Below are 1,182 nucleotides of genomic sequence, written 5' to 3'. Positions count from 1 at the left end.
ATGGCAAAGGAAAAGTTTGAGCGTAATAAGCCGCACGTCAACATCGGCACGATTGGCCACGTTGACCACGGCAAGACCACGCTGACCGCAGCAATCACCAAGTATTTCGGTGACTTCAAAGCGTATGACCAGATTGACGGTGCGCCCGAAGAGAAAGCGCGCGGCATCACCATCTCGACCGCCCACGTGGAATACGAGACCGACAACCGCCACTATGCGCACGTTGACTGCCCCGGCCACGCCGACTACGTCAAGAACATGATCACCGGTGCTGCCCAGATGGACGGCGCGATTCTGGTTGTGAACGCCGCTGACGGCCCGATGCCGCAGACCCGCGAGCACATCCTGCTGGGCCGCCAGGTTGGCATCCCGAAGATGGTCGTGTTCATGAACAAAGTTGACCAGGTTGACGACGAAGAGCTGCTGGAACTGGTTGAGATGGAAGTTCGCGAACTGCTGTCCAGCTATGAATACCCCGGCGACGACATTCCGATCATCGCAGGTTCGGCTCTGGCCGCGATGGAAGGCAACAAGCCGGAAATCGGCGAAGAGAAGATCCGCGAACTGATGGCGGCTGTTGACGACTACATCGACACCCCTGAGCGTGAAGTTGACAAGCCGTTCCTGATGCCGGTCGAAGACGTGTTCTCGATCTCGGGTCGTGGTACCGTTGTTACGGGCCGTGTTGAGCGTGGTGTGATCAACGTTGGCGACGAGATCGAAATCGTCGGCATCCGTGACACTCAGAAAACCACCTGTACCGGTGTTGAAATGTTCCGCAAGCTGCTGGATCGCGGTGAAGCGGGCGACAACATCGGCGCCCTGCTGCGCGGTATCGACCGTGAAGGCGTTGAGCGTGGCCAGGTTCTGTGTAAGCCGGGTTCGGTGACACCGCACACCAAGTTCGAAGCCGAAGCCTACATCCTGACCAAGGAAGAAGGCGGCCGTCACACCCCGTTCTTCGCGAACTACCGTCCGCAGTTCTACTTCCGTACAACCGACGTGACCGGCACCGTGACCCTGGCTGAAGGCACCGAGATGGTCATGCCCGGCGACAACGTCGGTTTCACCGTCGAGCTGATCGCCCCGATCGCGATGGAAGACGGCCTGCGTTTCGCCATCCGCGAAGGCGGCCGCACCGTCGGCGCCGGCGTCGTGTCGAAAATCATCGAGTAAGACGCG

The 1,182-nt window shown here is 59.6% G+C and carries 1 protein-coding gene; it reads left to right on the top strand.

What is annotated here, in order from left to right; translation table 11 throughout:
• Nucleotides 1-1,176: elongation factor Tu (tuf, locus tag ACR1XY_RS24560; protein WP_480597428.1), on the top strand; the 1,176-nt coding region annotated here is incomplete at its 5' end.
• Between the last annotated feature and the right edge of the window lie 6 nt (nucleotides 1,177-1,182).

The sequence above is a fragment of the Ruegeria sp. AD11(2025) genome, assembly GCF_056542405.1.
The sequence above is the reverse complement of the archived record's forward strand: the minus strand, read 5'-3'. Positions and strand labels throughout refer to the sequence as shown.